We start from the raw sequence: 24,836 nt of genomic DNA, 5'->3' as shown, positions 1-24,836 counted from the left end.
GTGGACGGACTCCCTCCGTGAAGTCCGTCCGATCCCGGGGCCTCCCCCGCTGCTCGCGGTCAGCCGCGAGGCTGCACGGCGGCCAGCGCGTCGACCACGCCGTCGCCGAAGAACCCGTTGCGCTTCGCCGGCCCCTCGCAGTACGCGTTGTACTCCGGGCCCAGGTCGTCACTCTGGTACTCGTAGAGCCGCGGCGACGGGCAGGGCGTGTCGGTCGCGGTCTTCTGCAGGATGTTCTGAACGCGATCCGGAGGCAGCGTGAGGCCGCCCTGGGACCGGTCCTTCTTGCCGAACTCGCTGACGATCAGCGCCACCACGCCCACGACGTGCGGCGTGGCCATCGACGTGCCCTGCAGGTACTGGTAGTACGCCGCCTGGCCGTTCTTGGTGTCCTTGACCACGAACGGGGTCGTCGGGTTGCCGGCGGCGTCGATGTCGCCCGCGGCGCGGCCGACCGACTCGGGGTACGGCGCCAGGATCAGGTTGCCCGGCGTCTTGTACTTGTCGGTCCCGTAGAAGTCGCGGTAGTCGCCGCCCGGCGCCGCGACGTCGGCCTGCTCCGTGCCGTAGTTGGAGTAGTAGGCCTTGCGCCCGCTCGGGCCGGTGGCGGTGACGCCGATGACGCCTTCGCCCTCGGTCGGCAGGTTCAGGCACGAGTTGTCGACGTTGCGGTCGTGCGCGGCGTCCGGCGGGTAGTCCGGGCTCGTGTCGTCGAAGTCCGGACGGCCGAGGTCGGTCGACTCGTTGCCCTCGGCGGCCACCAGCGACACGCCGCGCTGGCGCGCGTAGGCCAGCGCGCGCTGCGTGGCCTGGATGATCGTCTGCTGCTCGGCCTGCTCCTCCGGCGAGTCCGCCGGGTTGGCGGTGCAGTTGTAGAGCCACGGGTCGATGTAGAACGACATGTTGACCACGTCGATCCCGTGGTCGCCCGCGTAGGTGAGGGCGTCGACGACCGGCTGGATGAAGAAGTAGCCGGAGTCCTGACCCGCGCGCAGGTTGACGATGTCGACGCGCGGCGCGACGCCCGCGATGCCCAGCCCGTTGAGCGGGGCGGCGATCGTGCCGGCGACGTGCGTGCCGTGGCCGTCCTCGTCGACGTCGGCCGGGTCGTCGCACGAGCCGTCCGGGTCGGTGTCGCACGCGCCGTCGATGACCGGGTCGTCGACGGTGAAGTTGCGGCTCAGGTCGCGGTCGAAGTTCGGTGCGATGTCGGGATGGGAGCCGTCGACGCCGGTGTCGATGATGCCGACGCGGACGTCCTTGGTGCCCTGCTGGACCTTGTAGGACCCGTCGACCGTGGCGTGCATCGCCTGCATGTCCCACTGCAGCGACGACAGCGGGTCGCCGGGCGTCGCGACGTTCGGCGTCACGCCGGGCGCGCCGCGCTGGGCGTCGCGCTGGGCCTGCAGGCGCTCGATCTCGGCCTGCTCGCGGTGCGTGCGCGACTCGGCGGGGACCTGCCCGATCTCGCGGTCGGCCGCCGCGCCCTGGATGGCGGGCTTGGCCCGCACCTGCTGGGCGAAGTCCGCGTTGGTCGAGCGGACCGTCGCGACGCCGACCGCCGTGTTGAGCTTCTCGACCGAGCCGCCGGCCTGCTGGATGGACTGCGTGGCCGCGTCGGTCGAGGCGGACGGGTCGAGCAGGACGACGAACGTGCGGGCGTCGCCGCCCTGAGCCGACGTGCCGCTCGCCGCGATGCCGCCGATCGCGCTGGCCGAGATCACGGCCGCAGACGCGCAAAGGACCGTTCTGATGCGCAAGGTGTAGGCCTCCCCTGAAGGCGTGGAAGAACGAGAGGCCCGACCCATTCCCCCGCCCCGGCGGGGCGAAACCCGCCGCTGTGCGGCGCTCAGCGCCCGCGATTACGGTGTGACGGGCGCGGGGCCGGCGTCCAGCAGCCGGCGGACCTGGCGCGCGAGCGCGTCCGGGTCGGGGTCCTTGACCAGGAAGGCGTCGGCGCCGGCGTGGCGGGCCAGCGTGCGGTCGCGCTCGTCGTCCAGGCCGGTGATCATGGCGATGCGCACGCCGGCCAGGGTCGGCTCGGCGCGCAGGTTGCGGCAGGCCGTGATCCCGCTCTGGCCCGGCATCCGCCAGTCCAGCAGGATGGCGTCGGGACGCTCGCGGAGCGCGACCGTGACGGCGTCGGGGCCGCTCTCGCCCTCGACCACCCGGAAGCGCTCGCCCTCCAGCGCCGCGCGCACGTAGGCGCGGAAGCCTGCGTCGTCGTCCACCACGAGCACCGTGGCCTCAGCCATGCACCTGAATCTAACGTGCTGCGCGCGCCGGTGTGTCAGGTGCCTGCCGCCGCGAGCCGCGCGACGGCCTCGGCGAGCTCGTCGTCGGCGACCGCGAGCGACAGGCGCGCGTAGCCGGCGCCACCGCCGCCGAACCCCTGGCCCGGCGCGACGCCGACGCGCGCCTGCGCGATCAGCGACTCGGGCGTCACGCCGCCCGGCAGCGGCCACCAGACGAAGAAGGAGCCTTCGGCCGGAGCCGGCGGCGCCCCCGCCGCGGTCAGCGTCCGGACCACGACATCGCGGCGGCGCGCGTAGACCGCGCGGCGCTCCGTGACGTCGGCCTGGTCGGAGCGCAGCGCGGCGGCCAGGCCGCGCTGCAGCCCGGTCCACACGCCGGCGGTGAGGTGGTCGACGAGGTCCTGGATCCGCGCGACGAGCGTGGGGTTGCCGACCGCGAAGCCGATCCGCCAGCCGGCCATCCCGTAGATCTTGGACGGCGACCAGAGCTCGAGCGCGACGTCGCGCGCGCCGTCGACCTCCAGGATCGACCGCGCGCGGGCGCCGTCGTAGGCCAGGAAGCCGTAGGCCAGGTCGTTCAGGACCCAGGCGCCGCGCGCGTGCGCGTAGGCCACGGCGGCCTCGAACGTGCCGGGCCGCTCGAGCGCGGCGGTCGGGTTGGACGGGTAGTTGAGGACGGCCAGCGCGACCCGGGCGGCCCCACTCGCCGCGTCGAAGTCCGGCTGGAAGCCCGCGCTGGCGTCGAGCGGCAGCGGGAGCACGCGCGCCCGCGCCAGCGCGGCGCCCGACAGGTAGTCCGGATAGCCGGGGTCGGGCAGCAGGATCGCGTCGCCGTCCTCCGCGGTCGCCAGGCAGGCGAGCATGATCCCCGTCTTGGTCCCGGGGATGACCGCGACCTCGCGCTCGGGGTCGAGCTGCACGCCGTGGTCGACGGCGTAGCGGTGCGCGATCGCCTCCTTCAGGTCGGCATGTCCGCGGAACGGCGGGTAGCCGTGGACCAGCGGCGTGTCGACTTCCAGCGCCGCGGCGCGCAGCGCGGCGATCGCGTGCGGCGGCGGCGGGAGATCCGGGTTGCCGCGGCCGAGGTCGATGAACGGCGCGCCGGGCTGGGCGCGGGCGCGGGCGGCGGCCGCGAGGATCTGCGTGAAGTACTGCTCGGGCAGCACCCCGAGGCGCGCGGGCGGCGGGCGATGGTCCGGCGGGCTCATGACGCGAGATCCTCCTCGGTGAGCGAGTAGGCGGCCAGCGTCCAGCGCCGGCCCTTGATCTCGAGCAGCGAGCGCAGGACGCCGTCGCGCGTGAAGCCGGCGCGCTCGGCGACGCGCTGGCTGGCCACGTTGTCGATGTCCACGTCGCAGGCGACCCGCGCGAAGGCGAGGGTCCTGATCGCCCAGGGCGCCAGCAGCGCCACGGCCCGGGTGGCGGCGCCGTTGCGCCGGCCCCACGGCGCGACCCAGTAGCCGATCTCGACCGTGCGGTGCTGCCAGTCCGGGCGCAGCAGCGCGACCGTGCCGACCAGGCCGCCGTCGTCGACGTCGACGATCGCCAGGCTGAGCGCCTCGCCCTGCTCGCGGGCGCGCGCCGCGCCGCCGACCCATTCGCGCGCGTGGTCCATCGCGTACGGGACCGGGACGAACGTGAAGTGCTGGATGTCGGGCGCCTGGCACGCCGCGTAGATCGCGGGCACGTCGGCCGCGGTCAGCGGGCGCAGCAGGACCGAGCCGTCGGTCAGCGCGGGGTCGGGGAGCGGGAAGGCGTCGGGCATCGGGAACGGCGGAGCCTCAACGCTAGCCTCGCAGGCGGATGGCGACCCGGCGCGAGGTGACGGTCAAGAAGCGCTGCTGCAAGAGCGACCCGCGCTGCCAGCGCTGCCCGGTCGTCGCCAAGCGCCTCAGCGCCGTCGGGCTGGCGCAGCGGACCGGCAAGCGCACCTACGTGCTCGACGCGCCGAAGAAGGCCATCAAGCGCGCGCGCCGGTTCCGCGCCAAGAAGATCACCCTGACCGAGTGAGGGCGCCTCGTGCTCCCTCGGCGGATGCTCTCCCCGAGCCCTCTCCCGATCCCGAAGGAGCACGACATGTCCGACGCACCGGTCTTCATCTACATCGCGGCATACGACAGCGAGGCCGCGGCCCGCGAGGACTACGACGTCCTGCTGGAGCTGCACGCGAGCGGCGTCGTCGGAACCTACGACGCGGCGATCGTCACCAAGGACGGCGACGGCAAGGTCCACGTGCACAAGCACGAGAAGCCGACCCAGCACGGCGCCTGGACCGGCATCGGCGTCGGCGCGCTGGTCGGGATCCTCTTCCCGCCGTCGATCATCGGGACCGCGATCGTCGGCGGCGCCGCCGGCGGCGTGGTCGGCCACCTGTGGCACGGGATGTCGCGCGGCGACGTCAAGGAGCTCGGCGAGGCCCTCGACGCGGGCGAGGCCGCGCTGGTGGTGGTCGGCCGCGACCAGCTCGAGGAGACGCTCGATCGCGAGCTGCGGCGGGCGGACAAGCGCCTGCAGAAGCAGATCGACGCCGATGCCAAGGAGTTCGAGAAGGAGCTCGACAAGGCCGCCGCGGCCGGCTGAGGGTGCCGTCGCGCGGCGCGGCCGCCTCAGCGCGTGTCGACGTAGAGCGACTGCGCCGCGACGCCGAGGCGGCCGTGCTCGTCGCGCAGGACCGAGGTGGCCTGGCCGACGCCCGCGGCGTCGAGGTCGGTGCGGGCGTCGAGCGCGACCCACTCGCCCACCGGCTCGCGCTGGAGGTGGACGGTGAGGTCGGTGTTGACGAACAGGTGCGTGCGGAAGTCCAGCGCGCGGCTGAGGCCGTTGCCGAAGTCCGCGAACGCGACCGCGCGCTGCAGCGGCGTCGGCGCCTCGCCGGCGACGAGCGGCAGCGCGAAGCGGAACCAGCCGGCGGCGGGGCCGTGGCCCCAGTCGCCGCTGGCGAAGCGCAGCTCGATCGCCGTGAGGTGGAAGCCGGCGGTCTCGTCGCCGCCGGTCCAGTGCGCGACGCGCCCCTCGTCCGGGCCGGGGAACGGGCGCGGCTCGCGCGCCAGCGCCGACGCGGGCAGGGCGACCTCGCCGCGGCGCAGCAGCGTCGCCCGCGCGCGCAGCACCTCGGTGCCGTCCACGGTGGTCAGCGTCGCCTCGGCCAGCCCGAGCCTGCGGCCGGGCCGCGTCAGGCGCGCGGTCGCGATCACGGGCGCCTGCGGCACGGCGCGCGGGAACTCCACCGCGAGGCGGACCACCTGCATCGGCACCGGCGTCTCGAGCGCCTCGATCGCCCGCGCCAGCAGCGCGGTCGGCGCGCCGCCGTGCATCGCGTCGGCGTCCCACGGGCCCCGCGCGTGGACCGACGGGACGAGCACGTCGCCGTCGGGCGTGAAGACGGCCTCCGGCGTCATCGCGCCGTGCCGGCGGCCGGCGTCACTCCGGCGGACCCTCGATGACGTGCAGCGGGATCGACTGGGAGTTGCCGTCCACGGACTGCTCGAGCTGGAACGTCCCGGCCTCGACGGCCTCGAACTGGACGACGCTCGGCATCACCATCGAGTTGAGCCACTCGGTCTGCGTGACCTCGGAGTCGGCCTCGAACTCGACGGTCGCCTCGAAGACGACCTCGCCGTGCTTGTCGGTGACGACCGTGCGCAGCACGTGCTGGATGCCGGGCGACAGCTCCTCGGCCGTGGCGGTCAGCCTGACCGCCAGCATCACCTGCAGCGGCGCCGGGAGCTCCGGCACCCAGAACGTGTCGATCCCCGCGCCGATCATGCTGCCGAGGTTGTCGTGGACCTCGACGTACCGGCACGGGATCACCCAGTCGACGTTCATCTCGCCACCCTAGCGGGAGGCGGGAGCCACCTCGCCCGCGCGCACCCGCGGGTCCAACCACACCAACAACACGTCGAAGAGGAACGTGGTCACCGCGATGAGCAGCGCGCCGACCGCGGTCATCCCGAGGATCAGCGGTGTGTTCGCGGTCCCGATCGAGCGCGTGAGGTCGCGGAAGACGCCGGGGATGCTGAAGACCTGCTCGACGAGCACGACGTTGGTCAGCAGCAGCGGCATCGAGGCGGACGCGAGCATCGCGGTCGGCGCCAGCGCGGCGGGCGCGACGTGGCGGCTGAGGACCGTCCACTCCCCCAGCCCCTTGGCGCGCGCCGAGCGCACGTACTCCTCGTCGCCGCCCTCGACCATCTGCCCCAACATGACGCGCAGGCACATCCCGGCCAGCGGCAGGCCGAGGACGATCCACGGGACGATCAGCGCGCCGAGCCAGCCGCTGGGCGAGTCGGCGAACTCGACGTAGCGCAGCGGGATCCCGATGTCGAACGGCACGACGCCGATGTCGGCGCCGAAGAACAGCAGGCTCATCAGCCCGACGACGTAGACCGGCGCGCACAGGCCGACCATCGCGAGGACCTGCGCGGCGCGCGACGCCCAGCCGCGCGGCCGCCGGGCGCACGCGATCGCGCCGCCGATCCCGAGCAGCAGGCCGAAGGCCAGGCCGCCGCTGAGCAGCGCGACGTCGGCCGGCAGGCCCTCGCGGATCAGGTCGGCGACCGGCCGCTGGCTGCCCTGCTCGGAGCGGCCGAAGTCGAAGTGCAGGAACGCGCGGTTGAGGTAGTGCGGCAGCGAGCCAAGGTCGCCGCGGCCGCGGAACAACTCGGGGCGCAAGAGGTGGAACAGGATCCACGCGCACGCCGTCGCCAGCACGACGACGACCACGATCCCGCCCAGCCGGACCGCCAACCGCCTCACGACGTCGCGAACGCCTCGGCGGCCACCCCGGCGATGACCTTCGACAACTGCCCGCCCTGCCAGGCGATCGGGCTGGACCCCTCGTCCTCGACGACCAGCCGCGCGCCCGGGATGAGCGAGGCGTACAACTCGCCCACGCGCAGCGGATGGCCGGGGTCGGGCTCGTCGTGGTCGGCGACGACGACCGTGGGCGCGGCGATCGCGCGCAGCTCGTCGCGGCTCGTGAAGGGCCGCGACCGCGGCACGACCTTCAGCGCGTCGGCGACCGCGTCCTGGTGCTCGTGCGCGCCGAGCCGCTGCCGGAGCACGGTCTGCAGCGTGGCCTTCCACTTCTCCGGGGTGGGTGGGCCCGATTCCCCGTAGGCCTCGACGAACCCGTCGACGCCGCCGGCGCGCAGCCCGTCGCTCAGCGCGTCCCAGCGCACGAGGTCCCCCGGCCAGTCCTCGGGGTCGTAGGCGGGCGTGACGATCACCAGCCCGGCGACGCGCTCGGGATGCGCGAGCGCCACCCGCACCGCGGTGTGCGCGCCCATCGACGCGCCCGCGAGCACGGCGCGCTCGATCCCGGCCGCGTCCATCACGGACAGCAGGTCGGCGGCCAGGTCGGCGTACTCGTACGCCGACGGCGACGGCGCCGGGTCCGACGCGCCGTGCCCGCGCGCGTCGTAGGCGAGCACGTCGTGGCCGGCGCGCTGCAGCGCCTTCGACCCCATCACGACGTAGCGATGCGTCGCGGTCAGCCCGTGCAGCAGCACCACCGGCGGGCCGGCGGGACCTCCGCTTCGCTCCTGGAACAGCGTCACCCGTCGTACCCTAGGAGACATGGCCGTGATCGACGTCACCGAGCAGGACTTCCAGCAGCAGGTCATCGAGAAGTCGAAGGAGACCCCCGTGGTCGTCGACTTCTGGGCGGAGTGGTGCGGGCCGTGCCGCACGCTCGGGCCGTTCCTCGAGAAGGCCGCCGCGGAGCGCGAGGGCAAGGTCGTCCTCGCCAAGCTCGACACCGACGCCAACCAGGGCATCGCGCAGACCTTCCAGATCCAGAGCATCCCGGCCGTCAAGGCCTTCAAGGACGGCGAGGTCGTCGACGAGTTCATCGGCGCCATCCCGCCCGCGAAGGTCAACGCGTTCTTCGACGGCCTCGTGCCGTCCGAGGCCGACGGCCTGGTCGCCGCCGGCGACGAGGCGTCGCTGCGCCGCGCGATCGCGCTCGACCCCGCCCGCGCCGACGCGCGCGTCAAGCTCGCGATCATCCAGCGCAAGGCCGGCGACATCGACGGCGCGCTGGAGTCGCTGGCCAACGCGACGGGCGACTTCGCCGCCGACGGCCTCGCGGCGCGCATCCGGCTGGAGCGCGAGCAGGTCCCCGGCGCGGTCGCGGCGTTCGCCGCGCTCGACGGCGGCGACCCCAAGCAGGCGGTCGACCTGCTGATCGACGCGATCGGCGACAGCAACGGCCAGAAGGACGACCTGCGTCGCGTGATCGTCGGGATCCTCGACGCGTTCGGCGTCGACCACCCGTTCGCGCGGGACGCGCGCCGGCGCTTGGCCGGCGCGCTGTACTAGTCCCCACCAGCACCTTCCCGCGTCACTGGTCAGTGGTTCGGCGCGGGCGGCGCGACCTGGAGGCCGGCGTCCGCGTGCGCACGCACCAGCGCCGCCGAGCGCTCGGGCTGCTCCCACCAGAACATGTGGCCGACGCCTTCGAGGACCTCCAGCTCCGCGCCCGGGATCAGCGACGCGATCAGCCGGCCGTTCTCCACGGGCAGCATCGCGTCCTCGTCGCCGTGGATCACGAGCGTCGGCACGCCGCCGAGCGTCGCCAGGCGCGCGCTCGTGTCGTGCTGGGCGATGGCCTGCATCTGGAGCATGATCACCGGCACGGGGGCGGGCAGCGCCTTGGCCATCGCGCGGAAGGACTCGTAGGTGCCCTCGCGCGCCGCGAACGCCGCCGACACGTTGACCTCGAAGCCGTTGCGGATCGCCAGCTCGCGGTCGGGTGGGTGGGACGTGATCATCCCGGCCGACAGCTTCTCGATCGTGGCCTGCGGCGCGAGCGCCGAGCCGGGTCCGCCGCAGTAGGTGCAGCCGAGGGTGAGCGTCCGGATCCGCTCGGGATGGCTGAGCGCCAGCTCCTGGGCGATCATCCCGCCCATCGAGATCCCGAGGACGTGGGCGCTGGTCCAGCCGAGCGCGTCCAGGATCCCGACCGCGTCGTCGGCCAGGTCGACGATCGAGAACGCCGCGCTCTCGGGGTCGGAGCGGCCGATGCCGCGATGGTCGTAGGCGACGACGTCGAAGTCGCGCTCGAGGTCGGCGATGAACGGCTCGCCCCACGACAGGTGCGTCCCGCTCATCCCCATGATCAGCAGCAGCGGCTCGCCCGCGCCGCTGCGCCGGTGGAAGAGGTTGCGGCCGCCGATGGTCAGGTGCGCCATGGGCCAACCGTACCCGCTGGCTCACACGCCCAGCGGCAGCACGAGCTGGCCGGGCGGCGCGCCGCGCGGTGCCGGCTCCGACGCCGCGCTCGCCTCGCCCTCGAAGCCCGCGACCCGGACGCCGAGCAGGCGCACGGGCCGCGGCGGCGCGTAGTCGCGAAACAGCTCCAGCGCGATCGCGATGATCGTCGCCTCGTCGTCGATGTAGGCGTCGATCGACCGCGCGCGGGTGATCGTGGTCCAGTCGTCGAGGCGGACCTTGATCCCGATCGTGCGCCCGCGCTCCTGCGCCCGGCGCAGCTGCTCGGCGAGCCGGTTGGACTGCTGGCGCAGCGTGGCCTCGAGCTCGGCGTGGTCGGCGACGTCGACGTCGAACGTGGTCTCGACCGAGCGCGACTTGCGCACCCGGGTGGTCTCGACCGGCGACTCGTCGTGCAGGTGCGCCCGGCGGTGCAGGTCGACGCCGTAGCGCTCGCCGAAGCGCTCCTGCAGCTCCTCGACCGGCGCGTCCTGGAGCGTGCCGAGCGTCGCGTAGCCCATCTCGGCCAGGCGCGCCGCGGTCTTCGGCCCGATGCCGGGGACGATCCGCGGCGACTGGCCGGCGACGTGCGCGGCGCACTGCTCGCGGCCGATGGCGACGAAGCCGGCGGGCTTGCCGAGGTCGGAGGCGATCTTGGCGACCAGCCGGTTGGGGGCGATGCCGGCCGAGATCTGGATGCCGGTCTCCTCCTTGACGCGCGCGATCAGCGTGCGCAGCATCGGCAGCGGCTTCGCGAACGCCGACAGGTCGGCGTAGGCCTCGTCGATGGAGGCCTGCTGCAGCACCTCGATCTCCTCGCGCACGACGCTCCAGACCTCCTTGGACTTCTCGGAATAGGCCTGGTGGTCGGGCGGGATCGTGATCGCCTGCGGGCAGCGGCGCTTGGCCTCGGCCGCGCTCATCGCCGAGCCGATCCCGAACTTGCGCGCCTCGTAGGACGCGGTGGTCACGACGGCGCGCGGCCCGCTGCCGGCGACGATGACCGGAAGGCCCTGCAACTCGGGTCGCCGCTGCAGCTCCACGGACGCGAAGAACGCGTCGCAGTCGAGGTGGGCTATGACGCGCCGCGACACCTCGCACAGGCTACGCCGGGGAGGCGACGAGGTCGGGGCGCGGCGACGCCCGCCACCTCGCGAGGGGTACGTCGCGTGAACGACGTCCGTCGCGAGGATGGCGGGTGACGCGGCCTAGCGCGTCGAGAGGACCGTGCCGGTCGAGCCGAAGCCGAGCTTCTGCTTGGTGGCGGCGGTCAGGTCGAACTCGCGGCCGGCCACGTAGGGGCCCCGGTCGACGACGGGCACGCGGACCGTGTGCCCCTTGTAGTGCAGCGTGACCTTCGTGCCGCAGGGCAGCGACTTGTGGGCCACCCCGAGCGTGCCGGACGACAGCGTGCCGCCGCACGCGAGGTGCTGGCCGTACAGGCCCGGGCCGTACCAGGACACGAACGCCCGGCGGTAGATCCGGGTCGTGCCGGCGAGCTGCCGGGCCGAGCCCAGCTCCCTCGTCCCGCCGAAGTGGACGCGGACCCGCTTGGTGCCGGTCTTCGTCGCCCGCCAGGCCAGCACGTAGCGGCCCTTGCGGTCGGTGCGGTCGTGGTCGACGGTCGTCCAGCCGCCGCCGGAGCGGCCGACCTGGAGCGCCACCGCCCGGCCGGAGCCGGCCCGGGCGCAGGGCACCGCGGACGACGACGCGGCGGCCCTCGATCACCGTGCGGCGCACGGAGGCGACGGACAGCGACGCGGACGCCTTGGTGGCCACGGGCGTCGCGGCGGTCGTGGACGCGGCCGGGGCCGGGGCCGGGGACTGCGTATCGGAGCTCGCGACTGCCGGGACAGCGGCCGCCGCGATCATGGTCGTGCTGAGCAGCGTGCCCGCAATACGCGGCGCACGCAGGTTGTCGAGCCTCACGGGGAGGCACCTCCTACGTGATCAGCGCCTACGGGGTTAGCTGTCGGGCTCGCGGCACGGCGCGTCGCATGCATCGGGCACGCGGCGACGTGTCGCTACGGAGCCAGCAGGCCCCGATTCGCCCCATCCGGTCGGATCGCACTCACGACCGGAGATTGGGTCCCCCGCTCGTCCCCCTGTTGACGCAGGGACGACTCGGCGTTCGAACAAGCGTTCGACAGGCTACCCCGGGTCGCCGAAGCCTGTGTGACGGTGTTCACACAGGCGACGGTCCTGCGACGGACCGTTTTTATGGGCTCTGAAGCGCTTCCGCGGTCCCTACGAGGACCATCGCGGTGATCGCCGGGTGGATGACCGCGATCGGGTTCAGGCCGTCGCCGAGGCGCTGCTGCGCGAGGGCGATGAAGCCCTCTGCCTCGTGGAGCACTGCGCGGTGCTCTCCATCTTCGGGCGCCTGGCAGCCGAGCCGCGCGAGCGCCAGCGGCTCGGTCGGATCGCCGCCCCGGAAGACCATGTGGGCGGCACCCGTCAGGTAGCTGATCACCCGCTCGTAGGCGAGGATCCGGCGGCCCAGGTTGCCCGTGCCGAGCGCGGGACCCAAGTCCATCAACTCGTCGCCGGCGACCACGCGGGCGAGCTGCCCGCCGGCGATCGCGGCGGCCTGCTCGGGCGTCGCGCCGACCGCTCGCGCGCACCGCAGCATGAGGAACGACGGGAAGCGCGAACCGCCGTAGGGCATGTCGCTCGCGTACACGATCTGGCCGGGCGGCACGGTGCTGAACAGAGTCAGCATGTCGCTGATGTGCCACCACGACGTGTCGAACATGATGTTCTCGAACTCGGCCACGCGCGGGCCGAGCAGACCCAGGTCGCTGATGCCCGCGTGGGCGAGGATCAGGCGCGCGCCCGGATGGTCGGCCGCCATGTGCAGCACCGACTCGCCGAGGTCCGGGATCCCGCGGCCGGCGTGGAAGAGCACGGGCAGCCGGTGCTCGCCCGCGAGCGCGACGACCTGCTCGACGACCGGATGCGGCAGCCCGAAGGCGTCGCTGCGCGGATGCAGCTTGAAGCCGCGCGCGCCGTCGGCCAGGCAGCGCTGCGCCTCCTCCAGCGCGTCCGGCGCGTTCGGGTCGATCCGCCCCAGGGCCATCAACCGGCCGTCGGACTCCGCCGCGCTGCGCAGCACCCACGCGTTGGGCTCCCGGTAGCCGTCGGGCTCCTGCATCGCGAACACCAGCGCGCGCTGCTGCCCCGCGACGTCCAGCGCCTCGATCAGCTCGTGCGGATCGGCCTCGGCGCCGTCGGGATCGTGATGGCCGATGTGGGTGTGCGCATCGAACCACGGCACGTCGGCGCCGAGCCACGCGAGCTCGCGCGCCCGCAGGTCGGAGACGACGTCGTCGAAGGGCAGGCCGCGAACAGGCACGCGGCCGACCCTACCCGCGTCACGCGGCGACGGCGCCTGCGGCCGGCGTGAGCTCCGCGGCGCGCAAGGGGGCGAGGTCGTCGCGCAGCCTCGCCAGGCCCAGCCGGATGCGGCTCTTGGCGGTGCCGAGCGGGACGCCCGCCTTGACCGCGATCTGGTCGGCGGTCAGGCCGCCCCAGTAGGCGAGGACCAGCGCCTCGCGCTGCGGGTCGGGCAGGCGGCCGAGCGCGGCGCGCACGGTCGAGCGGTCGGCCGACGCCAGCGCCAGGTGATCGGGTTGGGCGTCGGGCCGCGGCGGCTCGTGGCCGACGACCGCCTTGAGCCGGTCCTCCGCACGCCCGGAGGCCTGACCCTCGCGCCACAGGTCGACGGCGCGGCTGCGGGCCATCAGCCGCAGGTAGGACCCCAGCTCGCCGCGCCGCGCGTCGAACTTCTTGGGGTTGCGCCACACGCGCAGGAACACGTCCTGGACGACGTCCTGCGCCAGCGTCGAGCTGTTGAGAACGCGGTAGGCCGTCGCATGGACGCCACGGCGGTGCTCGTCGTACATGCGGCCGAAGGTGACGGGATCGCTGAGGTCCATCGCTGTTGCTCCAAGTCCGAAGAGGATCCGACGAAGCCGATCTACCCTTGCCGTGCAGACCTTACACGCGCTGTTGAAGGTTTGCAACAACATGTGTGCAGCCTGGCTGCAAGAACCTCTCAGGAAACGATTGGCGCCTCACATCCCTTGCGGTCCCTCACCGGTGCTGAGACGATCGCCGCGTGCCCACCCGGCTGACCGCTCTCGACGCCTCGTTCCTGCACCTGGAGGACAGCGGCGCGCACATGCACGTCGCGGCCGTCATGACCTTCGACGGCCCCGCGCCCGCCTACGACGACCTCGTCGACGCGATCCAGGCGCGGCTGCACCTCGTCCCGCGCTACCGCCAGCGGCTCGCCTTCGTACCGCTCGGCCAGGGCCGGCCGCGCTGGGTCGACGACCCGCACTTCAACGCCCGCTACCACATCCGCCACACGGCGCTGCCGGCACCGGGATCCGACGAGGAGCTCAAGCGGCTGGCCGCCCGCGTGTTCGGCCAGCGCCTGGACCGCTCGAAGCCGCTGTGGGAGATCTGGCTGGTCGAGGGCCTCGACGACAACCGCTTCGCGCTGCTGAGCAAGACGCATCACGCGCTGGTCGACGGCGTGAGCGGCGTCGACATCGTCTCGGTGCTCTTCGACACCGCCGCCGACCCCGCGCCGCCCGCACCCCCGGCCAGCGCGTGGCTGCCGCACCCGGTGCCGACGTCGACCGAGCTGCTGGCCGAGGCGTTGCTGGAGCGCACGACCGTCCCCGGCGAGGCCGTCCGCGGGTTCCGCGCGCTCACGCGCGCCCCGCGCCAGGTCGTCGAGCGGCTGGCCGGCGGCGTCTCCGGGATCGGCTCGATGGCCAAGGTCGGCCTGTCCCCCGCCCCACGCACGCCGCTGAACGTCGCGATCGGCCCGCACCGGCGCTACACGTGGGTCGACGCCGACCTGCAGCGCTTCAAGGCCATCAAGTCGAAGCTCGGCGGGACCGTCAACGACGTGGTGCTGACCGCGGTCGCCCTCGCGCTCGGGCGCTGGATGCGCGGCCGCGGCGAGGACACCGAGGATCTCGTCCTGCGCGCGATGGTGCCGGTGTCCGTGCGCGCCGACGCCGAGCGCGGCGCGCTGGGCAACCGCGTCGCGACGATGTGGGCGCCGCTGCCCGTCGGCGTCCGCGACCCGGTCGACTGCTTCGCCGAGGTCCACGAGGCCATGAAGGACCTCAAGGAGTCCGGCCAGGCCGTCGGCGCCGAGACGCTGACCCAGCTCGCGGACTTCGCCCCGCCGACGATCATGAGCCAGGCCGCGCGGCTGCAGGCCCGCCAGCGGTTCTTCAACCTCGTGGTGACCAACGTCCCGGGCCCGCAGCTCGAGCTGTACCTGCTGGGCCGCCGGCTGCTCGCGCTCTACCCCGTGGTGCCGCTGGCGCTCAAGCAGGCGCTGGGCATCGCGATCATGTCCTACAACGGGCGGCTGGGCTTCGGGCTCCTCGCGGACTTCGACGCGCTGCCCGACGTCGAGGAGATCGCGACCGAGTTGCGCGGCGCGATCGACGACCTCGCCGCGGCCGCCGGCGCCGACGTGCGCGTGCGCCGCACCGGCCTGCGCGAGCGGCCGACCGCGACCGCGCCGGCCGGCTAGCGCGCCGGGCGCAGCGTCACCCGGCGCCCGAGCCGCGCCGGCTGGCCGTTGACCCGGACCGCGAGCGCCAGCGCCCCGCGAGCGAGCAGACGCCGGCCGGCCGGGCTCAGGCGCAGCGCGACCGGCTGCGCCGCAGCCGTCCTGCGCAGGTCGAAGCGCCCGGTGGCCAGGCCGCTCGCACTGGGCCGCCGCCCACGCCACGCGCGTGCCGTCGAACGCGACGTCCAGCGGCCGCGCCGCCGGACGCACGACGGCGTCGGGGCCGAAGCGCACCAGCGTTCGCGCGTGGCCCGCGAGGTCGGACAACACGAGCTCGTGGGCGCCCTGCGCCGCGCCGACGCTCACGACGACGCGGGTCGCCGGCGATCGCGGCGCGCGCCGAACTGCGTGGTCAGCTCGTAGTCGCGGTCGACGACCGGCAGCGCGAGACGGTGCGCCACCGGGTCGCCGGGCGCGCGCCAGACGAGGCCCGGCGTGAACCTCGGCGGCGGCCCGGTCGTGACCGTCACGAGCTTGCCATCGCCAGCGCACCGCAGGCCACGAGCAGTCCGGGAGTCGCATCATCCCCGCCAACGGCTCGCCCGCGGTGTTGCGGCTACCGGACGGCGATGGTCATCCGGACGAGCGAGCACAGCCGCTGCTCGTCGTCGGAGATCTCGACCTCCCACACCCACGTCGTGCGGCCGCGATGCCGCGCGCGGGCCACCGCGTGGACGGTGCCGCCGAGGATCGGGCGCAGGAACGACGTCTGGTTGCTGAGCCCTTGGGCCGACTTGCCGTCGGCCTGGACCGCCCACCAAGTGCCGATCGAGGTGATCGACTCGGCGATCGAGGCGAAGACGCCGCCGTGCACGAGGCCGGCCGGCTGGAGGTGGTGGTCGGCGACGTCGACGTGGGCTTCGACGACGCCGGCGTCGAGGTCCACGGTGTCCACGACGAGCCCGTACAGGCCGTCGAACCCGCCTTCGATGACGTAGGGAAGCTGAAGTTCCATAGGGGAGCGGCACGATACCGGCGCCCCTTCGGTTAGCCTCCTGCGCCGCATGGCGCGCTTCGACGACCTCCCCGCCGACCAGAAGGCCGTTCTCCAGCTCGTGCTGCGCCAAGGGCGCACATACGCGGAGATCGCCACGCTGCTCAAGATCTCCGACGCCGCGGTCCAGAACCGCGCGCTGACCGCGCTCGACGCGATCGGGCCGTCGGGGCTGGACGGCCTGGACGAGGAGCGCCAGGACGAGATCGGCGACTACCTGCTCGGCCAGCAGTCCGCGAGCGAGCGGGCCGCGACGCGCTCCTATCTGGAGGCCAGCCAGTCCGCGCGCGACTGGGCGCGCGCCGTCGCGACCGAGCTGCGCGGCGCCGGCGTCGCCGGCGAGGACTCGCTGCCCGAGATCCCGTCCGACCCGGCCGAGGTCGACGAGGCGTTCGACGCGCTGCACGCGCGCCGCGCCGCGCGCGCCGATCAGGAGCGCAGCTCGCGCCTCGGCGGCCTGCTGCTGATCGTCGCCGCGGTGATCGTCGTCGTCGGCGCGGTCCTGCTGCTCACCAACGTCATCGGCGGCGACGACGACAACGGCTCCGACAAGGCCGCCGCGACCGCCACCGCGACGACGGGCACCGGCACGACCAGCGACGCCACCACCAGCGTCGAGCAGCAGGTCAACCTCACGCCGCCCAACGGCGCCAAGAAGCCGCTGGGCGTGGCCAACATCGTCGCCCAGAGCGGCAAGCGCGCGATCGCGGTCGTCGGCCAGGACCTCCCGGCCTCCGGCCACTACGTGCTCTGGCTGCGCAACGGCTCCAAGGTGAAGTTCCTGGGGTTCTTCCCGGTCGTCACGAGCAAGGGCACCGACAAGGGCAAGCTGCAGGGCATCGTCGCCGCGCCGAGCGACCTTACGAGCTACACCGAGATGCTCATCTCGCGCGAGCCGTCCAGCTCGCCCAAGCAGCCGACGGCGATCGTGCTGCAGGGCAAGTTGAAGGGCTAGGGGAACGCTGGCCCAGAGGGCCAGGTTCCCTTGCGGGTGTTCGCCCAGGGGGCGAAACCCGCCGCCAGGCTAGGGGAACGCTGGCCCAGAGGGCCAGGTTCCCTTGCGGGTGTTCGCCCAGGGGGCCAGGCTAGGCCGCGTGCAGCTCGGCGAGCGCGGTCAGCGCGCCGTCGAGCTGCTTGCGCGCCGCGCGGCGGACCAGGAAGCCGCCGAAGCGCGAGATGCCCTGCAGACGCTGCTCCAGGCGCACCTCGACCCGCGTGGCGTCCTCGCCGGACGGTTCCAGCGTCACGGTCGTCTCGGACCGCGTGAGGAGCTTGGCGAACGGCGTGCCCTCGAGCTCCTGGGCCCAGTCGATCACGCGCGGCCGGTTGCGCTGGCCGATCCGGAAGTCGGCCCGCACCACCGCGCCGCGGTCGCTGCGCAGCACCTGCGTGAAGCTGCTGCCGCTGACGCCCTCGACGCGCTCGACGCGCGGCCACCACGCGGGCATCCGGTGCGGGTCGGCCACGGTCTGCCAGACGATCGACGGCGGGGCGGCGACGACCGCGCTGCGGCGCGTCACCGGCACGGGCCCATCCTCACTCGGCGTCGTAGCGCAGGACCGAGCTGACGTCGTAGCCCGCCAGCTTCGAGCGGCCGCCGAGGAAGCCGAGCTCGATCAGGAACGCGCAGCCGACGACGACGCCTTCGAGCTGCTCGACCAGCTCGCACAGCGCGCGCGCCGTGCCGCCGGTGGCGAGGAGGTCGTCGTGGACCAGGACGCGCGCGCCCTGGGCGACCGCGTCGGTGTGCAGCTCGAGCGCGTCGGTGCCGTACTCGAGCAGGTACTCGGCCCGGACGGTCTCGTGCGGCAGCTTGCCGGGCTTGCGCGCCAGGACGAACCCGGCGCCCAGCTCGCGCGCCAGCGCCGCGCCGAGCAGGAAGCCGCGCGCCTCGGCGCCGATGACCACGTCGACCTTCAGGTCGCGCGTCGCGGCGGCCAGCTGCGCGACCGCGGCGTCCAGCGCCTCGGCCGACGCCAGCACCGGCGTGATGTCCTTGAAGACGATCCCCGGCTTCGGGAAGTCGGGGATGTCGCGAACGAAGTTGTTGAGGTCCACAGAGCTCACTCGCTTGACATCCCGGGGATGTCGCGAACGAAGTTGTTGAGGTCCACAGAGCTCACTCGCTTGACGTCCCGGGGATGTCGCGAACGAAGTTGTTGAGGTCCACAGAGCTCACTCGCTTGACATCCCGGGGATGTCGCGAACGAAATTGTTGAGGTCCACAGAGCTCACTCGCTTGACATCCCGGGGACGAAGGAGCCGATGTCCACCGTCATGGCGTCCGCCTATCCGACGATCTTGCGCAGGTCGCGGATCAGCAGCAGGTGCTTGAGGTGGGTCGTCACGGCGGCCAGGTTCTCCAGCGCCTCGACGGCCTCCTTGCGCCGCTCGACGTTGCGCGAGCGCAGCGCCGGGGCCAGGATCTGCTGCAGCAGCGCGGCCTCGCGGTCGGCGCTGGTGCGGAACGCGCGCAGGTTGCGCCCGCCCACGCCGTAGCGCGCCAGCTCGGTGACCGCGCGGATGATCTCGCGCTCGGTCTCGTCGTAGTACTTGGTCCCGGCGCGGTTCTCGCCCTTGATGACGCCGTACTCCTCGAGCTCGGCGATCAGGCTCGGCTCGGCGCGCGTGTCCTCCACGACGTCGTCGAGCGAGTACAGGGCGCCGCCGCCTGTGACCGAGACGCTCGGCCGCCTGCGCGTGCGCGCGGCGTCGCCGCCCGCGGCGTCCGCCGACGGCGTCGGCACGGTGGGCTCGCCGCCGTCCATCCGGCCGGAGGCGAGCTCCTGCCTGATGACGCGCAGCGGCAGGAACTCGTCACGCTGCATGCGCAGGATCGTGCGCAGGCGCGCGACGTCAGACTGCGCGTACAGCCGGTAGCCGCCCGGCGTGCGCCGCGGCTCCAGCAGCTTCTGATCCTCCAAGTAGCGGATCTTGGAGATCGAGATGTCCGGGAACTCCTGACCCAGCGCCTTGCACACGGCGCCGATGGTCATCGCCTTGCCGGGGCGCTCGTCGGTCGGTGCGGTGCGCTCCTCTTCCACGGCGGCCATCAGCGCGAGAGGAACGTGAGCTTGTACTTGCCGACCTGGAGCTCGTCGCCGTCGGCCAGGTGATGGGACTCGATGCGGCGGCGGTTGACGTAGGTCCCGTTGAGCGACCCGAGGTCGTCGAGGTGGAACTCGTCGCCGCGCTTGACGACCAGCGCGTGGTCGCGCGAGACCGTGACGTCGTCGAGGAAGACGTCGGAGTCGGGTCGGCGCCCGATCGTCATGCGGTCGTGGTCGAGCGGGAAGCTCTCGCCCACGCGGCCGCCACCGGCGCGCACCACCAGCGCGGCGCCGCCGCCCTGGGCGACGACGTCTTCGATCTCGACCGGCACGAGCTCACCCGTCTCGTCGATGCGATAGGTCGCGGTGGACGACTCGGGCGCCACCGCCTCGTCCGGCTGGCCGATGAACGCGCCGCACCGCTGGCAGTAGTTCGCGCCCTCGGCGTTCGTGAACCCGCACTCGGGGCATTGGCGGGCCATGCGCCGTACCTCCGTTCGCGCTACTCGCTCGCCGGTTCGTCGCCGGAGGCGCGGCCCGCGAGGATGTCGGTCAGGCGCTGCACGTCCGCACCGGTGATGACCTCCTCGCCGCCCTCGTGGCGCTTGCGCAGGCGGTTGACCAGCTCTGCGCGCAAGATGTCGATCTTGCCGTGCAGGATGCGACGGCGGTAGGAGATGTCGACCTCCTCCTCGGTCAGCTGCTGGATGAGGTCCTTCAGCTCCTGGTCCGAGAGCGAGCCGAGATCGGGGAACGTGTCCATAAGGGGTCCTTCTCCTCCTGAGGGCGGGCCGGGGCGAGAATAGCAGCGGCGGGCCGCCGCTCAAGCTCAACTTGAGGGTGCAGCCCGCGTTGCGGACAGCGCGTCGCGCGTGTAGACGACGGCCGCCATCAAAGAGAGCGCCAGACCGACGTAGAACAGCACGTGCGCCACAGTATCCAGGCCGGCCATCGCGAAGAAGATCGCGCTCATCGTCGGCCACACGCCCCAGCGGCCCCACCAGTTGATCTTCAGCTCGATCCCGCGCCGCAGCGCGAGCCGGCCCGCGACCAGCAGGTAGAGCTCGCGGGCGATCAGGATCGCGATCCCCCAGCGCGGCAGCGTCTCGAACTTCCAGCAGATGACGACGCCGCAGATCACGAGCAGGCGGTCGACGATCGGGTCCAGCAGCGCGCCGAAGCGGCTGTACTGGCCGGTGACGCGGGCGGCGATGCCGTCGGCGTAGTCGCTCCACGCGACGACCGCGAAGAGGATCGCCGGCAGCGCGTCGGTGCCGTCGTCGGACGACAGGCCGAGGACCAGCATCGGGACGAGCAGCGCCAGCCGGACGAACCCGATCGCGTTCGGGATCGTCCACACGTTCCACGGCGCGCCGCTGAGCGTCTGCGGCGGCGGCGGGCCGGAGCGGTCCAGCCCGAAGAGGCGCCGGAACGTCAGCCGCGGGTTGCTCCACGCGCGCTGCTGGGGCTGGGGCTCTACGGGATCGTCGGCCACAGCTTCTGGACCGCCTCCGCGGCCTCCGCGAGCGGGATCCCGCCCTCGACGTCGACCTGGCCGCGGCGGATCTGCGCCTCGGCGGCGCCGGCGTCCAGCGAGCGCTTGCCGATCGTCAGCCGCAGCGGCGCGCCGAGCAGCTCGGCGTCGGCGAACTTCTCGCCCGGGCCGGCGCCGCGGTCGTCGAGCAGCACGTCGAAGCCGACCGCCTTGAGCTCCTCGTAGACGCGCGCGGCCGCCTCCTGCTCCTGCGAGCCGGGCTTGCCCAGCGCGACGATCTCGATGTCGAACGGCGCGAGCGCCTTCGGCCACGCGATCCCGCGCTCGTCGGCGAACTGCTCGACGGCGGCCGCGGCGATGCGCGCGGGGCCGATGCCGTAGCACCCCATCACGACGGGGTGCTCCTTGCCGCCGTCGTCGGAGTAGGTCAGCCCGAGCGGCTCGGAGTAGCGCGTGCCGAGCTGGAAGATGTTGCCGACCTCGATCGCGGGCTCGATGCGGACCGCGGCGCCGCCGATCGTGTCGCCGAGCTCGGCCAGGCGGATGTCGGCGGTGTCGCCGCCCTCGTAGTCGAAGACCGTGTGGTGCCCGGGCATGTTCGCGCCGACCACGTAGCGGCCGGGCGCGATCGCCTCGTCGTAGAGCACCTCGACGCCGTCCAGGCCCTGCGGCCCGAGGAAGCCGGCGGGCCCGGGCAGCTCGTCCTCCTGGGCGGGGCGGAACGGCTCGCCCAGCGCGTTGGCGAGCTTGGTCTCGCCGACGCGGTGGTCACCGCGCACGACGACCACGACCATGCCGCGCTTCTCGGTGACGACGGGGAAGGCCTTGAGCAGGTTGCCCGCGGGGATGCCGAGGCCGCCGGCGACCGCCTCGATCGTCGTGTGGCCGGGCGTCTCGAACGTGCCCGTGATCGCGGCCGGCAGCGGTGCGGCGGGCTGGGGATCGGCGGTCGCGATCTCCAGGTTGGCGGCGTAGCCGTTGGTGCCCAGGACGACGTCGTCCTCGCCGGCGGGACAGGGCGCCATGTACTCGTGCGCCTTCGTCCCGCCCATCATCCCGACGTCGGACTGGATCTCGTACCAGTCCAGGCCGCAGCGGTCGTAGATGCGCGCGTAGGCCTCGCGGTGGCGGTCGTAGCTGGCGGCCAGCCCGTCCTCGTCGCGGTCGAAGGAGTACGAGTCCTTCATGATGAACTCGCGCGTGCGCAGGACGCCGGCGCGGGGCCGCGGCTCGTCGCGCTCCTTGATCTGGAAGTGGTACAGGATGAACGGCAGGTCGCGGTAGGAGCGGACGACCTGGGCGGCGTGGTAGGTCACGGCCTCCTCGTTGGTCATCGCGAGCACCATGTCGGCGCCCCTGCGGTCCTGGAGGCGAAACAGCTCGTCGCCGATCGCGTCGTAGCGGCCCGAGCGCTTCCACAGCTCGGCCGGCTGCAGGACCGGCATCAGCAGCTCCTGGCCGCCGATCGCGTCGATCTCCTCGCGCACGATCTGCACGACCCGCTGGTGGACGCGCCAGCCCGCCGGCAGCCACGTCCACAGGCCGGAGCCGAGCTGACGGACCAGCCCGGCACGGACCATCAGCTTGTGCGAGAGCGCCTCGGCGTCAGCGGGGGGCTGACGCTCGGTCGGCAGGAAGAGCTGGCTCATGCGCATGGAGCGGACGATACGGGCCGGCGCGCCACGGAAGCGCGCCGGCTCGAACCGACTCCCGCGCGGCTACCGGCGCGTGACCTTCTCGCAGTGCGCCAGGCGGTCGCGCTTGTCGGCGCGGACCGTGTCCCTGCCGGCGCCGCAGTCGACGGTCTCGCGCACGCCGTCGACCGCGTTGACGGTGTCGTTGCCGCTGCCGGCGGCGATCGCGTCCTTGCCGTCGCCGGGCGACAGCAGGTCGTTGCCCGGCCCGCCGCTGAGCGTGTCGTTGCCCTTGCCGCCGGTGAGCCGGTCGGCGCCCGCCCCGCCGGTGAGCCGGTCGGCGCCCGAGGAGCCGGCGAGCCGGTCGTTGCCGTCCCCGCCGTCGAGGACGTCGCTGCCGCTGCCGCCCTCCAGGCAGTCGTCGCCGCCGTTGCCCTTGAGCAGGTCGTCGCCGTCGTTGCCGACCAGGCGGTCGCCGAAGACGGTGCCGCGCAGGGCGTCGTCGTCACGGGTCCCGCGGATCACGTTGCCGCAGACGACGATGCGGAACGGCTGCGGGGCCGGGATGCTCGGCGCGTAGCCGTGGACGTCGGTGCTCAGCGTCGCGGAGTTGTTGAAGGTGTCGGGGTCGCCGGTCCCGGCGGTGACGGTCGCGGTCGTCGTCACGGTCCCGATCGCGGCGCCGACGATCGGCTGCACGACCGCGATCGACGCGTCGGGCGCCAGCGCGGCCAGGGTGCACGTCGCCGTGCCGAGCGCGCGGTTGCCGGCGCAGGTGGCGCCGGCCGGCGTGTCGGGCGTGACGCCCGCGGCGCCTCTGATGGTCAGGCGCAGGCCGGCGGCGGTGTCCGGGCCCCGGTTGATGATGGTGTAGGTGTGGCTCAACGTGTCCTGCGTGCCGACGGCGGCCGGCGCGCTGCCGGTGAGCGCGACGTCGGCGTGGTCCTGGCTCACGTCGCCGCGGCCGTCGCCGTCGAGGTCGGGCTCGACGTCGGCCTGCACGAGGAGCCGCAGGTCGGGCGTGGTGGCGTCGGGCGTGAAGACCTGGCCGGCCGTCGCCGGCGGGGCGCCGGTGAACGCGACGGCGTCGCCTACGCGCCGCGCGAACGCCCCGAGGTAGGCGTCGCCGCCGCGCGGCACCGAGCGCGCCGCCAGCCGGTCGCCGGGGCGCACGGCGAGCTGCGCCGGGAGGTCGACGACGGCGGTGGAGGTGACGTGCACCGTCGCGGTCTCGGCGGCCACGACGTAGCCGTCGCCGCTCGCGGCCGGGCGCAGCAGCTGCAGGACGGTGTCGCCGGCCGGGAAGCCGGCCCAGGCCCGGAAGCGCCAGTGCGTGAGGACGCCGGCGGAGGTCGCCGGCGCCGCGGCGGTGGCGCCGGGCGCGGCCTGCTGGAGGGCCTCGACGCCGAGCGTCCCGCCCGCGAGGTACGCGCCGTCGGGCGCGAGCGTCAGCGGGCTGCCGAGCGTCGCGGTCGCGTCGCAGGGCGCGGCGTGGTCGGCGTAGTCGCCCGGGCAGGCGTCCTGCGTGGTATCGCCGTAGGCGTCGCCGTCGGTGTCGGGCTCGACCTCCGCGGTCACGGTCGGCGAGCCGGTCTCGCCCTCCAGCTCGATCCGCCCACCGGCCGCGATGGGCAGACGGGCGGCGATCGCCTGCGTCGCGCTCAGCGAGACCGGGTCGCTCTCGGCGGTCGTCAACGTCGGGCCGGTGGTCGGCTGGATCGTCCGCAGGCGCACGGTCTGCGGCGTCGCGGTCTGGACCTTCCAGCTCACGACGACGCCGTCGGCGTCCGCGGCCTGACCCGGCGTGATGGCCCGCGCCCCGGCGGCCGGCGTGGCGGCGAGGGCAAGGGTTGTGAGCGCTCCGGCGAGCGCGATCGTGCGTCCGTGCATCAGGTGAGGCATTGTGCAGGTGGGAACGGATCGAGGGAGGGATATGTTTCACGGAGGACTCGACCCCGACCCGAACCAAGGAGACCCATGCCCTACTCCGTGCCTGATCTGCCCTACGCGTACGACGCGCTGGAGCCGCACATCGACGAAGCGACGATGAAGCTCCACCACGACAAGCACCATCAGGCGTACGTCGACAAGGCCAACGCCGCGCTCGAGGGCACCGGCTACGAGGACAAGCCGGTGGAGGAGCTGCTCGCGAACCTGTCGTCGCTGCCCGCCGACAAGCAGACGCCGCTGCGCAACCAGGCCGGCGGCCACGCCAACCACACGCTCTTCTGGGAGAACATGAGCCCGGACGGCGGCGGCGAGCCGACCGGTGAGCTGGCCGACGCGATCACCACGGCCTTCGGCTCCTTCGCCGACTTCCAGGCCAAGTTCGAGGACAACGGCGTGACGCAGTTCGGCTCCGGCTGGACCTGGCTCGTCCTCGACGGCGGCGCGCTCAAGCTCACCAAGACGTCCAACCAGGACAGCCCGATCCTCGAGGGTCAGGTGCCGCTGCTGGGCAACGACGTCTGGGAGCACGCGTACTACCTCAAGTACCAGAACAAGCGCCCGGACTACCTCAAGGCCTGGTGGAACACCGTCAACTGGGCCAAGGTCGCCGAGCGGTACGCCGCGGCCAAGTAGGACCCGCC

At 73.3% G+C, this 24,836-nt stretch carries 29 protein-coding genes and 1 riboswitch; of the genes, 6 read left to right on the top strand and 23 right to left on the bottom strand.

The window, feature by feature from the left end; translation table 11 throughout:
• Positions 1 to 59 precede the first annotated feature (59 nt).
• From DSM104299_RS13590 to DSM104299_RS13575, 4 genes are all read right to left on the bottom strand, one after another.
• On the bottom strand, positions 60 to 1,724 hold the full coding sequence (locus DSM104299_RS13590; RefSeq protein WP_272477850.1) for a S8 family serine peptidase: 1,665 nt from the start codon (positions 1,722 to 1,724) through the stop codon (positions 60 to 62).
• 138 nt (positions 1,725 to 1,862) lie between these two features.
• On the bottom strand, positions 1,863 to 2,255 hold the full coding sequence (locus DSM104299_RS13585) for a response regulator (protein WP_272477849.1): 393 nt from the start codon (positions 2,253 to 2,255) through the stop codon (positions 1,863 to 1,865).
• Positions 2,256 to 2,290: 35 nt separating this feature from the next.
• Entirely contained in the window at positions 2,291 to 3,463 is a 1,173-nt protein-coding gene (locus DSM104299_RS13580; RefSeq protein ID WP_272477848.1) for an aminotransferase class I/II-fold pyridoxal phosphate-dependent enzyme, read from the bottom strand.
• Entirely contained in the window at positions 3,460 to 4,020 is a 561-nt protein-coding gene (locus DSM104299_RS13575) for a GNAT family N-acetyltransferase (protein ID WP_272477847.1), read from the bottom strand. The genes DSM104299_RS13580 and DSM104299_RS13575 overlap by 4 nt, the downstream gene beginning before the upstream one ends.
• 38 nt (positions 4,021 to 4,058) lie before the next feature.
• Here DSM104299_RS13575 and DSM104299_RS13570 point away from each other — a divergent pair, with 38 nt between their 5' ends.
• Complete coding sequence (locus DSM104299_RS13570; RefSeq protein WP_272477846.1) at positions 4,059 to 4,265, top strand: hypothetical protein; 207 nt, start codon at positions 4,059 to 4,061, stop codon at positions 4,263 to 4,265.
• Between the two features lie 66 nt (positions 4,266 to 4,331).
• Positions 4,332 to 4,835 (top strand): DUF1269 domain-containing protein, encoded by a 504-nt coding sequence (locus DSM104299_RS13565; protein WP_272477845.1) that lies wholly within the window; start codon positions 4,332 to 4,334, stop codon positions 4,833 to 4,835.
• 26 nt (positions 4,836 to 4,861) lie between these two features.
• Here DSM104299_RS13565 and DSM104299_RS13560 read toward each other — a convergent pair whose 3' ends face one another.
• From DSM104299_RS13560 to DSM104299_RS13545, 4 genes are read right to left on the bottom strand one after another with little or no spacing between them, the layout of a single operon-like run.
• Positions 4,862 to 5,653: a thioesterase family protein gene (locus tag DSM104299_RS13560; RefSeq protein WP_272477844.1), complete on the bottom strand. Its 792-nt coding sequence runs from the start codon at positions 5,651 to 5,653 to the stop codon at positions 4,862 to 4,864.
• Between the two features lie 22 nt (positions 5,654 to 5,675).
• Entirely contained in the window at positions 5,676 to 6,080 is a 405-nt protein-coding gene (locus DSM104299_RS13555; RefSeq protein WP_272477843.1) for a DUF6941 family protein, read from the bottom strand.
• Positions 6,081 to 6,089: 9 nt separating this feature from the next.
• Positions 6,090 to 7,010, bottom strand: coding sequence for an ABC transporter permease (locus DSM104299_RS13550; protein WP_272477842.1), 921 nt, complete (start codon positions 7,008 to 7,010; stop codon positions 6,090 to 6,092).
• The gene (locus tag DSM104299_RS13545) at positions 7,007 to 7,813 is read right to left on the bottom strand and encodes an alpha/beta fold hydrolase (RefSeq protein ID WP_272477841.1); all 807 of its coding nucleotides are present in this window, start codon (positions 7,811 to 7,813) and stop codon (positions 7,007 to 7,009) included. The genes DSM104299_RS13550 and DSM104299_RS13545 overlap by 4 nt, the downstream gene beginning before the upstream one ends.
• A gap of 19 nt (positions 7,814 to 7,832) precedes the next feature.
• On the opposite strand from DSM104299_RS13545, the gene trxA reads away from it, so the two are divergent.
• Complete coding sequence (trxA, locus tag DSM104299_RS13540) at positions 7,833 to 8,576, top strand: thioredoxin (protein ID WP_272477840.1); 744 nt, start codon at positions 7,833 to 7,835, stop codon at positions 8,574 to 8,576.
• Positions 8,577 to 8,605: 29 nt separating this feature from the next.
• Here trxA and DSM104299_RS13535 read toward each other — a convergent pair whose 3' ends face one another.
• From DSM104299_RS13535 to DSM104299_RS13515, 5 genes are all read right to left on the bottom strand, one after another.
• Positions 8,606 to 9,448 (bottom strand): alpha/beta fold hydrolase, encoded by an 843-nt coding sequence (locus DSM104299_RS13535; RefSeq protein ID WP_272477839.1) that lies wholly within the window; start codon positions 9,446 to 9,448, stop codon positions 8,606 to 8,608.
• A 21-nt stretch (positions 9,449 to 9,469) separates the two neighbouring features.
• Positions 9,470 to 10,561, bottom strand: coding sequence for a DNA polymerase IV (gene dinB / locus DSM104299_RS13530; RefSeq protein ID WP_272477838.1), 1,092 nt, complete (start codon positions 10,559 to 10,561; stop codon positions 9,470 to 9,472).
• Between the two features lie 114 nt (positions 10,562 to 10,675).
• Positions 10,676 to 11,164 (bottom strand): septal ring lytic transglycosylase RlpA family protein, encoded by a 489-nt coding sequence (locus DSM104299_RS13525; protein ID WP_272477837.1) that lies wholly within the window; start codon positions 11,162 to 11,164, stop codon positions 10,676 to 10,678.
• A gap of 243 nt (positions 11,165 to 11,407) precedes the next feature.
• Positions 11,408 to 11,607: riboswitch (cyclic di-AMP (ydaO/yuaA leader) on the bottom strand.
• A 78-nt stretch (positions 11,608 to 11,685) separates the two neighbouring features.
• On the bottom strand, positions 11,686 to 12,822 hold the full coding sequence (locus DSM104299_RS13520; protein ID WP_272477836.1) for an amidohydrolase family protein: 1,137 nt from the start codon (positions 12,820 to 12,822) through the stop codon (positions 11,686 to 11,688).
• 19 nt (positions 12,823 to 12,841) lie between these two features.
• Complete coding sequence (locus tag DSM104299_RS13515) at positions 12,842 to 13,405, bottom strand: RNA polymerase sigma factor (protein WP_272477835.1); 564 nt, start codon at positions 13,403 to 13,405, stop codon at positions 12,842 to 12,844.
• Between the two features lie 182 nt (positions 13,406 to 13,587).
• On the opposite strand from DSM104299_RS13515, the gene DSM104299_RS13510 reads away from it, so the two are divergent.
• Complete coding sequence (locus DSM104299_RS13510; RefSeq protein WP_272477834.1) at positions 13,588 to 15,033, top strand: WS/DGAT/MGAT family O-acyltransferase; 1,446 nt, start codon at positions 13,588 to 13,590, stop codon at positions 15,031 to 15,033.
• A gap of 341 nt (positions 15,034 to 15,374) precedes the next feature.
• Here the strand turns inward: DSM104299_RS13510 and DSM104299_RS13505 are convergent, their stop codons facing one another.
• On the bottom strand, positions 15,375 to 15,542 hold the full coding sequence (locus tag DSM104299_RS13505; RefSeq protein ID WP_272477833.1) for a hypothetical protein: 168 nt from the start codon (positions 15,540 to 15,542) through the stop codon (positions 15,375 to 15,377).
• An 86-nt stretch (positions 15,543 to 15,628) separates the two neighbouring features.
• Entirely contained in the window at positions 15,629 to 16,027 is a 399-nt protein-coding gene (locus DSM104299_RS13500) for a PaaI family thioesterase (RefSeq protein ID WP_272477832.1), read from the bottom strand.
• A 49-nt stretch (positions 16,028 to 16,076) separates the two neighbouring features.
• On the opposite strand from DSM104299_RS13500, the gene DSM104299_RS13495 reads away from it, so the two are divergent.
• Positions 16,077 to 17,021, top strand: coding sequence for an anti-sigma factor domain-containing protein (locus DSM104299_RS13495; protein WP_272477831.1), 945 nt, complete (start codon positions 16,077 to 16,079; stop codon positions 17,019 to 17,021).
• A gap of 130 nt (positions 17,022 to 17,151) precedes the next feature.
• Here DSM104299_RS13495 and DSM104299_RS13490 read toward each other — a convergent pair whose 3' ends face one another.
• The 8 genes from DSM104299_RS13490 to DSM104299_RS13455 all read right to left on the bottom strand — a co-directional run bounded on the left by DSM104299_RS13490 (position 17,152) and on the right by DSM104299_RS13455 (position 24,135).
• Positions 17,152 to 17,592 carry an SRPBCC family protein gene (locus tag DSM104299_RS13490; RefSeq protein ID WP_272477830.1) on the bottom strand — a complete coding sequence of 147 codons (441 nt, stop codon included), beginning with the start codon at positions 17,590 to 17,592 and terminating at the stop codon, positions 17,152 to 17,154.
• Positions 17,593 to 17,602: 10 nt separating this feature from the next.
• Entirely contained in the window at positions 17,603 to 18,124 is a 522-nt protein-coding gene (locus DSM104299_RS13485) for an adenine phosphoribosyltransferase (protein WP_272478091.1), read from the bottom strand.
• 230 nt (positions 18,125 to 18,354) lie between these two features.
• Positions 18,355 to 19,119, bottom strand: a complete 765-nt coding sequence (ftsR, locus tag DSM104299_RS13480) for a transcriptional regulator FtsR (RefSeq protein WP_272477829.1) — start codon at positions 19,117 to 19,119, stop codon at positions 18,355 to 18,357.
• Positions 19,119 to 19,598, bottom strand: a complete 480-nt coding sequence (locus DSM104299_RS13475) for a double zinc ribbon and FHA domain-containing protein (protein ID WP_272477828.1) — start codon at positions 19,596 to 19,598, stop codon at positions 19,119 to 19,121. Before DSM104299_RS13475 ends, ftsR begins: the two co-directional genes overlap by 1 nt.
• Before the next feature lie 20 nt (positions 19,599 to 19,618).
• Positions 19,619 to 19,879 carry an RsiG family protein gene (locus DSM104299_RS13470; protein WP_272477827.1) on the bottom strand — a complete coding sequence of 87 codons (261 nt, stop codon included), beginning with the start codon at positions 19,877 to 19,879 and terminating at the stop codon, positions 19,619 to 19,621.
• Positions 19,880 to 19,945: 66 nt separating this feature from the next.
• A complete protein-coding gene (locus DSM104299_RS13465) occupies positions 19,946 to 20,611 on the bottom strand; it encodes a CDP-alcohol phosphatidyltransferase family protein (protein ID WP_272477826.1) in 666 nt (221 codons plus the stop codon).
• Entirely contained in the window at positions 20,593 to 22,260 is a 1,668-nt protein-coding gene (locus DSM104299_RS13460; protein WP_272477825.1) for a proline--tRNA ligase, read from the bottom strand. The genes DSM104299_RS13465 and DSM104299_RS13460 overlap by 19 nt, the downstream gene beginning before the upstream one ends.
• Positions 22,261 to 22,329: 69 nt before the next feature.
• Complete coding sequence (locus tag DSM104299_RS13455; protein ID WP_272477824.1) at positions 22,330 to 24,135, bottom strand: calcium-binding protein; 1,806 nt, start codon at positions 24,133 to 24,135, stop codon at positions 22,330 to 22,332.
• A gap of 87 nt (positions 24,136 to 24,222) precedes the next feature.
• Here DSM104299_RS13455 and DSM104299_RS13450 point away from each other — a divergent pair, with 87 nt between their 5' ends.
• A complete protein-coding gene (locus DSM104299_RS13450; RefSeq protein WP_272477823.1) occupies positions 24,223 to 24,828 on the top strand; it encodes a superoxide dismutase in 606 nt (201 codons plus the stop codon).
• Positions 24,829 to 24,836 lie beyond the last annotated feature (8 nt).

The sequence above is a fragment of the Baekduia alba genome (genome assembly GCF_028416635.1).
GTDB classification, from domain to species: domain Bacteria; phylum Actinomycetota; class Thermoleophilia; order Solirubrobacterales; family Solirubrobacteraceae; genus Baekduia; species Baekduia alba.
Note: the sequence above shows the minus strand (reverse complement) of the source record. Positions and strands in the feature narration are given on the sequence as shown.